This window comes from Nitrospirillum amazonense, assembly GCF_029594735.1.
Lineage (GTDB): Bacteria > Pseudomonadota > Alphaproteobacteria > Azospirillales > Azospirillaceae > Nitrospirillum > Nitrospirillum amazonense.
The window spans coordinates 513905-524387 of the sequence record NZ_JARPAF010000001.1 but is presented as its reverse complement, the minus strand read 5'-3'; the positions used below and the strand labels follow the sequence as shown (position 1 = coordinate 524387).

Genomic DNA, 10483 nt, shown 5'->3' with positions numbered 1-10483 from the left:
CGCGACGGCTCAGCGCCCTCTCCCCTCAGGATATCGCCAGCTACCGCGATCGTATGCTGGCCTGCGACTACGCGCCCGCCACCGTGGTGCGGCGGATCAACCTGATCGCCACGGCCATCGCCCATGGCCGGCGGGAATGGGGCATGCACCTCCCATCCAATCCCGCCGAAGCGAAGCTGACTGCCCGCCCCAAGGGTGCCGACCGCAAGCGCGAGCGCCGCCTGCAGCCCGCCAGGGTCGAGGTGACACATCAGCGCGATCCGAATACCGGCGCTGAGGCTGAGCTAAGCCACCATATCCCCGCCGAGGAGGAACGCCTGATGGCGGGGCTGGCGGCCAGCAAGCACGGAGCCTGGCTGGTGCCCATGACCAGGTTGGCCCTGGAAACGGCCGCGCGACAGGGGGAAATCTGCGCACTGGACTGGAGCGACGTGGACCTGGCGAAGCGCGTCATGACCATCCGCGGCCTGTCAGGAGATGGCTCAAAGAACGGTGAAATCCGCAAGGTGCCGCTGTCCACCGCAGCGGTGGACGCCCTCCGCTCCTTCCCCTCTTACGGAAACAAGAATGGACCCGTGGTGGGAGAAGACCAGAGGTTGCTGAAAGTGACCTTTGGCCGCGTAGTCGACCGCGCCGGCATCGCGGACCTGACCTTCCATGACCTGCGGCACGAGGCCACCAGCCGGCTGGCCAAGATCTACACCAACCCGCTGGAGCTGATGCGCATCACTGGCCACAAGACGCTGTCGATGCTGGCCAGATACTACCACGCGGACGCCGAGGAGCTGGCGCAACGGCTTGCTTGAGGTAAGCGCGCATAGCGCCGCTGTACAGCGGGGGAGGCAGTGAACCTGCGTTCGGCGGCCATGAACGGCTGTTCATGGGCTGTGAACCCGCGTTCATCACCAGATTTGTGGGTCACATCCCATCCGCATGGTGTGGGGGCAGCATACGTCGGGTCGGGCCTAGCAAGTCGTGAAAGAACCTTCTTCCCAGCCGGCACTGGTGGCGGCGACCCGCCGCTGGCACTTCGTCTCCGCGCGATGCTGGGCGGATTCGGCGGGCTGGCCTTAGCCATGCTGACATCGGTCCGCTCATGGGCGCGGTCGACCAAAAACGAATCGCAAATCCTTGAATCCCGGTTCAATTCCCGGCCTACGAACCTCCCGCCCCCGACCGCCTTGTTAAGCGGCCCAAAGGTTGCGCAAAACGGCGCTTAATCCTGCGCGATTCGGCGCATAGGCCTACCGCACTCGGACCTCCCGCCCCCGTGGACTGCCCCGTTCCCGGCGGTAAATCAGCACGCGGCCTGGACGCCGATCGACATAACAACCAATTGATCCTATTGGGACTGACGGGGGCATTTAATCGCGCCAATCCACACCTAAGGTCCCTGGATAGGCCAAGCGTGTATATCGGCATGCGGTTTGGATACCGGTCAGCACAACAGCCAATTGATTCTATTGGGGTCAGTGGGAGCCATTTGATCGCGCCGATCCACACACTGGACGCCCTTGACGCCCCAACGTCCCACTGGGACGTAACGCTGTCCCCGGCGAGGGAATTACAAGGTTGGCTTCGGCGCCTAACGGCGGTGATCGTCCTTGATCATGGCGGCAGCCTTTTCGGCAATCATGATGACGACGGCGTTGGTATTGCCGGAGGTGACAACCGGCATGATGGATGCATCGACGACCCGCAACCCGTCGAGCCCCCTCACCCGCAGCCGTGAGTCGACCACGGCGTCCACATCCTCCCCCATGCGGCAGGTACCGACCGGATGGTCCCCGCGGAACGCGGCCGACCGTAAATAGGCCGTCCAATCGGCATCGGTTTCGGGCCTGGCGGCGGGCGCGATCATCCCGGTCAGCACATCTGCCAGGGGCGGCGTGTCCAGTATCCGCATGGCTTCCCGGCAGCCGGCCACCAGGTCGGCGACATCCTGGTCGTTCCCCAGCAGTTGGTGTTCGATGACGGGATGATCCATCGGATCGGATGACCGCAAGGTGATGCGCCCCCGCTGACGGGGGTGAAGCAGACACGTCGCCAGACTCATGGCCGGTTTCGGATGAAGGCGCAGGCCGTCCTGCAGGGTTTCCATCTGGTAGGCGGCCGGAACCAAAATCGCCTGGATGGTCGGCAGGGCATGGTCATCGCCCGTCCGGAAGAAGGTCTGGGCATGCCCCACGGGGCTGGTAAGCGGCCCCCGGCGCGTCAGCAGGAAGCGAGCGCCATGGAACAGCGCCTTCCACCACGTCGTCTCGGTATTGAGCGTGGAGACTTTGGAACCGCGCGTGATCATGACGCAGGGGTGTTCCTGAAGGTTTCCACCGACGCCCGGGGAATCCCGCACCACGTCGATGCCCATGTCGCGCAGGTGACCGGCGGGCCCGATGCCGGACTGCATCAGAAGCTTCGGGGAGCCTATCGCCCCAGCGCTCACGATGATTTCCCGGCGCGCCCGCGCCCCGTATTCCTGGCCTTCCCACTGGTATCTCACCCTGGTCGCCCGCCCCCCCTCCGTCTCGATCCGCAGCACCCGCGCCTTGGTGCGAACGAACAGATTGGGGCGCTTGAGGACGGGCTTCAGGAAGGAGCGGGCGGAACTGTAGCGGAGGCCGGCCTTCTGCGACGCCTGGCAAGGCCCCACCCCCTCTTGCGCCACGCCATTCTGGTCAGGATTGTAGGGATGGCCCAAGGCCATCGCCGCCTGGATGAAGCGGTCGGTCAACTTGTGCTTCAGACGCAAGGCGGAAGCCGGCTGGGGGCCCATTCCGCCGCGGGTTTCCGACGCCCCGCCCTCGTTCGTCTCGGCGCTCTTGAAATAGGGCAGCACCTCCGCATACGACCACCCCCGGCACCCCATCCGGGCCCAGGCGTCAAAGTCGGCGGGATTGCCCCGGACCCACATCATGCCGTTGATGGAACTGCCGCCCCCCAAAATCTTGCCCGCCGACCAGATGTCCCTCAGGCCGTCGCGGGAGGGGTCCGGTTCAGCGGGATACGCCCAGTTGACGTCGCCGGCACCAAACCATTTACCCAGCGCGGAAAACAGCATCGCCTCGCCCGCCGGGATGTGGATGAAAGGTGAGCGGTCGCGCCCCCCCGCTTCCAACAACAGAACCGACGCGCCATCGGCGCTCAATCGGTCGGCCAGCACACATCCCGCCGAACCGGCGCCAACGATCACGTAGTCAAAGCTCTCTTCCATCAATGTCATGAAGCACCAGACCGCCAAAGGAAACAACGGCCCCATCGTGCCCGCACGGCGGGCGCCGTCTTTTGATCAGGGCAGATAAAGGATTGCGTGCCACCTTACCGAAGGGGAGGCCATGGCGGCAAAAAGGGAATGGGCGCGCGCAAAGAACTGCCCCCCTGCCCCAAATGCCGGCGACGAAACTAACTGCTAGCCTGGTTGGCTGAAGTTCCGCGATGGGAGGCTTAATAGGTGAATAAGCAAGGATCAGGCATCGGCCCCTCCGTGGCGCTGGTGTGGCTGTGCAGCGTCGCGCCCCTCGCGGCGATTCTGGTTCCCCTGCTGCTGCCGGTGTACCAGCAAAGCTACGCGCTGGACGCCAGCGCGATGGGGCTCCTGGCGTCAGCCGATTTGGCCGGGGCCTGCCTGGCGTCGATCAGCGCGCCACTCTGGCTGCAGCGCACGGGATGCCGCGGCGGTGTCATCGGGGGCTTGATGGTGGTCGCCACCGCCAACATCGCCGCCGCCTTCGCCGGCACCTCTCTGTTGCTGTTGACGACACGCCTGGTGGCCGGCGTGGGGACGGGCCTGGTGCTGAGCAGCGCCATTCCCATCGTCTCGGCCAGCCAGCGGCCGGCCCGGCTGATCAGTGCGGTCCAGGTGCTTCAGCTTCTGCTGGCGGGCGCCGCACTGGCGGGCGCCGGGCAATTGCTGGCCGCCGCCGGCCCCCGTCCAGTGCTGTTGGCCGTGGTGGCCATCGCGGTCCTGTCCTTGCCCGCGGCGATGCTGCTGCCGGGCCGAAGCGGCCAGGCGCACAGCTTGCCCACGCTTGCCGAGATGCGGCCCGTTTCACTGATCCTGGGCGGCATCTTCATCTATTTCGCCGCCGCCGCCATTATCTCCAACTACGCCGGCCAACTCAGCACGCAGCAGGGGCTGTCGATCGAAGCGGTCAGTACGGCGCTGGCGGTCGGCAACCTGGGGGCCCTGCCGGGCTCGCTCATCGCCATGCTGGCGACCACACCGGAACACCGCCGCCTGATGATGGTGGCCGCCGCGGGCCTGCAATGTCTGGCGGTCGCCGTCATGTTGTGGGTGCCCGGCGCGCTGGTGTTCACCTCCGCGTTCTTCCTGGTTCAAATGTGCATCACCATCCTGGGGCCCCTGCAGGTCGCGGCCCTTGTCGACCGGGATGCCAGCGGCCGTGGCATCGAGGGCCTGGCCGCCATGCAGAGTGGCGGCCAGGCCCTGGGCCCCTTGCTTGGCGCGTTGTTCATCAGCGGGGGGCGGGTGGACGGCGCCTATCTCTGCGGCTTCGCCATCGTCGTCGTCAGCACCGCCATGGTGGTGCGGCGGCGGTCAGCGATCCGCTGACCGGCAGGGCCCACCCGCCAGCACCACCCCCTTGATCGCCGTATAGCTGCGCAGGCTGTCCAGGCCGGTTTCGCTGCCGAAGCCGGAATCGCCACGCGGCTCCCCCGCCAGGGACATGCCCGGGCCCTCATAAGGCTCAACTGTGCCGTTGACGGTGACGTGCCCCGTCTTGAGCCGGCGAACCAGGGTTTGGGCCGTGGGGTAGTGCGCGGTCCAGACCGTGGCGGCCAGGCCGTAACTGGTACTGTTGGCCAAGCCAATAGCCTCTTCCGTACTCTCGAAGGATTGGACCGTCAGCACCGGGCCGAACACCTCGTCCCGGACGATGGCCATCGCCTGCGACACGTCATCGAGGATGGTGGGGGCCACGCCGCAAGGGCGGTCGGCGGGACCGCCGGCCACCATGCGGGCGCCGTCGCGCAGAGCACCGGCGATATGGCCCAGGACACGCTCACACTGGCGCTGCCCGGCCAATGGCCCAAAAGTCGTGGCCGGTTCCAGGGGATCACCCACCGCGTACTGCCGAACCTCCCGCTCCAATGCCGTCATCAGATCGGCCTTGCGTGATGCATGGACCAGCAGGCGGGACCGGGCGACACAGAGCTGGCCTTGATTGGCGAACGCCTCCCCCAGGATGCGCGGGGCGACCAGATCGGATACGGGGGCGTCTGCGAAGACAATCTGGGGGGATTTGCCGCCGCATTCGAGAATGACCGGCCGGATGCGGCTTTGCGACGCCGTGGCCATGATCGCCCGGCCCGCCTGGGTTGAGCCGGTGAAGGTCACCATGTCGACCAGGGGATGCCGCGCCAGGGCCGCCCCCGTGGTGACACCGTCGCCCGGTATGACGTTCAGGCCCCCCGGCGGAACACCGGCCTCCAGCGCCAGCTCGCCCAACCGCAGGGCCGACCCGGGCGTCAGTTCCGAGGGCTTGAGCACGACGCAATTGCCCGCCGCCAGCGCAGGCATGACCTTGATGACCGCGTTCGGCAGCGGATAGTTCCACGGCGCGATGGCTGCCACGACCCCCCGGGGCTCACGCAGGCTGAAGGCCAAGCTGGCCGCATCGCTGCCGGCCACGTCTCCATAAATCTTGTCCGCCGCCTCCGCATAGTGCCGGCACAAGGTCGGCGCCAGATCACGAATGTCGACCAGGGCGGAGGCGATGGGCTTCCCCATCTCCAGGGTGTCGCGCAACGCCAATTCTTCGTGGTTTTCCACGATAAGTTCGGCCAGGCGCAGCAAGATCATGCCTCGGGCGCGAGGGCTGAGGTCGCTCCATACGCCCCGCTCGCAGGCGCGGTGGGCATCTACAACCGCCTGGTCGACCATATCGGCCGAGCACAGCGCCGCCTCGTACAAGAGACCGCCATGAACGGGCGACCAGATGGCCATCGCCCCCGTCCCCTCACGGCGCGTGCCGCCGATCAGTGGACGACCGTCCCAGCTCAGCGCAGCGGCGCGCCCACGCCAGCCGGTTTGCATCGCTTCAGGTTCAAGATTCACCATGGGAAGAAAACACCCCTCAGTCATCAGCGCCGGTGATGACACCGGCTGGCGGAGTCGCCACCGCTCCTGTCATGACCGGCTGTCGTGTCGCGATGGACCTCGCGCCAAACGCATCTGAGCCTTCCCAAGACCGGCCTACTTTTGCGTCCCCGTCTGTCCTTTTTGCGTGACCCACAACCTGGTTCTGGCGCGGGGCGGACGTCTTGCCGGTGGCCAGCGGCCCCTCCACTCTCGCCCGCAGGATCCGGTGCCGGACATAAAAACCGGCGGACAGAAAGTGAGGGTGGGACCGTCATGGAAGAATTGTTCGACATCATCGTCGTCGGCGGGGGTATCGCCGGATGCGGCATCGCCGCCTTCCTTGCGGAGCGCGCCCGTGTGCTGGTCCTGGAAAAGGAAGCGCATACGGGCATGCATGCGACGGGCCGGTCAGCGGCCCTTTTCTCGGAAACCTATGGCGCCGACCCCATCCGTGCACTGTCCCGGGCAAGCAATGCCTTCCTGACCAACCCGCCGGACGCCTTCAACATCGCCTCCCCCCTGCTGCCGCGCGGCTGCCTTTACGTCGCGTCGGCGGCACAGGAGGAAAGGCTGCTGGCGGCCGCGCAGAATCCGCTGATGCGGTCGGCCGCGACGCTGCTGAGCCGCGATGAGGCATTGAGCCGCTGCCCCATCCTGAAGCCCGACCATGTGACCGCCGCCCTGTGGGAGCCCGGCGCGCAGGATCTGGAGGTGAACGCCTTGTTGCAGGCTTTCATACGCCGCTGCCGTGCGCTGGGCGGGGTGGTGCGGACGGACAGCGCGGTGGTCGGCTGCGACAGGAAGGACGGGCGTTGGCAGGTCGCCACGGAACAGGGCCGTTATCAGGCACCGATCATCGTCAACGCCGCCGGCGCGTGGGCGGACAGCCTGGCGTCGCAGGCCGGGCTGGCTCCGCTGGGCATCCAGCCCCTGCAGCGCACGGCGTTGCTGGTTCCATCCCCGGAGGGTGTCAACGTCGCGCCCTGGCCCTGCGTCATCGACATTGACGAGGCGTTCTACTTCAAGCCGGACGGGGGCCACCTGCTGCTGTCGCCGGCGGACGAACATCCGGTCGAACCCTATGACGCGCAACCGGATGAAATGGACGTCGCCATCGCCGTGGACCGTGTTGAACAGGCCACCAGCCTGAGGGTCAGGCGGGTCCTGCACAAATGGGCGGGACTGCGCAGTTTCGCACCGGACAGGGTGCCCGTGGTCGGCTTCGATCCCAGGACCGACGGCTTCTTCTGGCTTGCCGGCCAGGGCGGCTACGGCATCCAGACCGCGCCGGCACTGAGCCAAGCGGCGGCGGCACTGCTGCTGGACGGCGCCATTCCAGGACAGATCGCGGATCACGGGGTCGACATGGCGGTGCTGCGGCCGGACCGGCTGATCCCGGCGGCCGTCCCGTACTGACACCAGCGGACAAAATACGAGGCGATACGATCATGCGGATATTCACCACCCAACTGGTGACCGAGACGAACACCTTCGCGCCCATCCCGAGCGGGCGTCGGGCTTACGAGGAAATGGGCATATACCAGGGCGACGCCAGCCGTGTCGCCCCTGACGGAGTCTTTGGAACCCTGGCGCTTTGGCGCCGCCTCGCCGAAGCCCAGGGACATGAGGTGGTCGAAGGGCTGGCGGCGCAGGCGCAGCCGGGCGGACGCACGCTGAAGGCGGTCTATGAGGGCTTCCGGGCCAAGGTGCTGCGAGCAATCGCGGCGGCGCCCACCCTGGACGCCGTCCTGCTCAACCTGCACGGCGCCATGTCCGCGGAGGGCTATGACGACTGTGAGGGCGACTTGCTGGAGGAAATCCGCAGGGCGGTGGGGCCATCGGTGGCGATCGGGGTCGAGCTGGACCTTCATTGCCACCTCACCACCCGGATGCTGCGGGCTGCCGACATCATCGTCGCCTACAAGCACTATCCCCACACCGACATAGCGGACCGGGCGCGGGAAGTGCTGGAGCTGACCCTGGCCACGGCGGCGGGGCGAATAAAGCCGGTGATCTCGGTCGCCGATTGCCACATGGTCGGCCTCTGGCACACCACCCGCGAGCCGATGGCCTCATTCGTACGCAGCATGGAAGCGTGCCAGGATGGCAAAGAGGTCCTGAGCGTCTCCCTGGGTCATGGCTTCCCCTGGGGGGATGTGGCCGAGGCGGGCGCCAAGCTCTGGGTCATCACCGACGGCCGCCCCGCCCTGGGTGAACAGCTGGCGCTGGACCTGGCCAACAGGTTTTTCCAGATACGGAAAGACACGGTCCAGCCGCTGCTGTCGATCGACCAGGTGCTGGATGAGGTGACGCGGAGCGACGTCTTCCCCATCGTCGGCGCGGATGGCGCCGACAACCCCGGCGGCGGCGCCCCGTCCGACAGCACCTTCGTGCTGCAGCGCATCCTGGACCGGGGACTGGAAGGGGCGTTGATCGCGTTCTTTTATGACCCGGAAGCCGTCCGGGTTCTGTCCGATGCCGGTGTCGGCGCCACCCTGGATATGCGCATCGGCGGCAAAACCGGCCCGGCGTCGGGCGCGCCGGTGGACCTGCGCGTACAGGTCAGGCAGGTCATCCCCGACCACTACCAGACGGGCCTGGGCCTCCGCTGGCCTCTGGGCGCGACTGTCTGGGTGCGTGGGCCCCATGACCTGGACCTAGTCCTGACCTCGGCGCGCAGCCAGGCGTTCGATCCCGTCTGCCTGCAACAGCTGGGCATTGACCTGTCCCGCAAGCGCCTGATCGTCGTGAAGTCGATCCAGCACTTCCATGCCCTGTTCGCCCCCATCGCCCGCGGGGGGGTGCTCTATATCGCTGCGCCCGGTGCCCTGACACCGGACTTCGCCAATATCCCCTACCAGGTGAAGTCCCTGGACTATTGGCCCCGGCGCGACGATGTGAGGCCTGAAATCATAAGCTATTGATTCTTAAGGAAAACACTATGACGGCTCCACATCTCAGCCCGGCCGTGGCGTTGGGTGGCTCGCTTTTCCTGTCCGGCCAGATCGCCTTTGACGACCGGGGCGTGGTGACCGGCGACGTCGCCCAACAGACCCGCCGCTGCCTGGACCGGCTTGAAGCCGTGCTGCACCAGCACGGCCTCGACCGCAACGCCATCGCGAAGACCACGGTATGGCTGACGGACGCAACGTCCTTCGCGGCTTTCAACGACGCCTACGCCTCTTTCTTCGGCGAGCACAAGCCCGCGCGCTCGACCGTGGTGGCCGCGTTGGCCATCACCGGCGCCTTGGTAGAGATAGAGGCCATCGCGCGGCTGGACGGCTGATTGCCCGCGAAATGAGAGTGTAACTGTCACATCTGGCTGTGGAGAACTTGCCCGGTCTGCTGTATTCTCAGCCCGTTAATCCTCAAGCAATCATGTGTGAACCATGCTTCAGGAATGGGCTGATGTGGGCCTTCTGCCTAATAGTCTGCCGCAAGATCCGGATGCCGAAATCATTTCTTTTGGCCCGAATTTTTTAGTTGGCCTTTCCCGATTCAACCCAACGGCGGAAATCGTCGATGAGGAGATCGGCCAGGACTGGTTAAAATTCCACTTTCAGCTGCGCGGCACGATATCTTATACCGTGCCGGGACAGTCGCCGCTAGCCGTTGACGACCTGACCTGCGTGGCGGCCCTGCACGGTCAGGGCATAGTGAAGAAAAGCTTTGTCGCCCCCCGCCCCGGCTTTGCCGTGACGGTGCTGTGCCGTCCGGAAATGCTGCGCGAACGCTTTGGCGTCCACCCGTCGAACATGCCAAGTCCGTTGTCACGATACTTGGAACAGGGCGAGCCCACCTGGTACGCCGAAACCGGCAAGATGACGCCCGAAATGGTGATGAGCGTGCGCGCGCTGGAGGCCATGTCCTTCAAGGGCGCCATGCGCAACGCCTATGTCGAGGCGCGCGGCGTGGAATTGCTTTGTGAATTCTGGTCGCAGATCAGCCGGGGCGGAACACCGCCCAACCCGGCCGTCGATGAGCGCACGCTGTCCAAGGTGGAGCGGGCGCGCGACCATATCGACACCTATTTCAGGGAACCGCTGGCCATGCAGAAGCTGGCCAGGCATGTCGGCACGAACGAGACCAAGCTGTCCCAGGCGTTTCGCACCGTCTTCGGCATGACCATCTTTGAGTACATCCGCGCCCGCCGCATGGAAGAAGGCCAGCGCCTACTGCGCGCCGGCAAGCTCTCGGTCACGGAGATCGCCTTCGAGGTCGGCTACGACTACTCCTGCAACTTCAGCGTCGCCTACAAAAGGCATTTCGGCATCACACCAAAGGAAGAGCGGGCCACCGCCAGGCGGTGACCCGCGCGCGCGTGGCGGCGTCGGTCGGATTGGCGGTGCGGTCTATCGTGAACGTCATGATCTCAAGCCTTCG

Annotated in this window: 8 protein-coding genes; 6 read left to right on the top strand and 2 right to left on the bottom strand. The window is 66.0% G+C overall.

Annotated features, from left to right (window positions below; all coding sequences use genetic code 11):
- Positions 1-806: site-specific integrase (locus P5F91_RS02140; RefSeq protein ID WP_277906346.1), on the top strand; the 806-nt coding region annotated here is incomplete at its 5' end.
- 779 nt (positions 807-1585) lie between these two features.
- On the opposite strand, the gene P5F91_RS02135 is transcribed toward P5F91_RS02140, so the two are convergent.
- Entirely contained in the window at positions 1586-3220 is a 1635-nt protein-coding gene (locus tag P5F91_RS02135) for a GMC family oxidoreductase (protein WP_277906345.1), read from the bottom strand.
- Positions 3221-3448: 228 nt separating this feature from the next.
- On the opposite strand from P5F91_RS02135, the gene P5F91_RS02130 reads away from it, so the two are divergent.
- Positions 3449-4570, top strand: a complete 1122-nt coding sequence (locus P5F91_RS02130; protein WP_277906344.1) for an MFS transporter — start codon at positions 3449-3451, stop codon at positions 4568-4570.
- Here P5F91_RS02130 and P5F91_RS02125 read toward each other — a convergent pair.
- A complete protein-coding gene (locus P5F91_RS02125; protein WP_277906343.1) occupies positions 4556-5965 on the bottom strand; it encodes an aldehyde dehydrogenase family protein in 1410 nt (469 codons plus the stop codon). The two genes, P5F91_RS02130 and P5F91_RS02125, sit on opposite strands and share 15 nt — an antisense overlap.
- 408 nt (positions 5966-6373) lie before the next feature.
- On the opposite strand from P5F91_RS02125, the gene P5F91_RS02120 reads away from it, so the two are divergent.
- The 4 genes from P5F91_RS02120 (at position 6374) to P5F91_RS02105 (ending at position 10410) form a co-directional block, all read left to right on the top strand.
- Entirely contained in the window at positions 6374-7516 is a 1143-nt protein-coding gene (locus P5F91_RS02120; protein ID WP_277906342.1) for an NAD(P)/FAD-dependent oxidoreductase, read from the top strand.
- A gap of 32 nt (positions 7517-7548) precedes the next feature.
- Entirely contained in the window at positions 7549-9024 is a 1476-nt protein-coding gene (locus P5F91_RS02115; protein ID WP_277906341.1) for a M81 family metallopeptidase, read from the top strand.
- A 17-nt stretch (positions 9025-9041) separates the two neighbouring features.
- A complete protein-coding gene (locus P5F91_RS02110) occupies positions 9042-9386 on the top strand; it encodes a RidA family protein (RefSeq protein WP_277906340.1) in 345 nt (114 codons plus the stop codon).
- A gap of 103 nt (positions 9387-9489) precedes the next feature.
- Positions 9490-10410, top strand: coding sequence for a helix-turn-helix transcriptional regulator (locus P5F91_RS02105; protein WP_277906339.1), 921 nt, complete (start codon positions 9490-9492; stop codon positions 10408-10410).
- Positions 10411-10483: the final 73 nt, after the last annotated feature.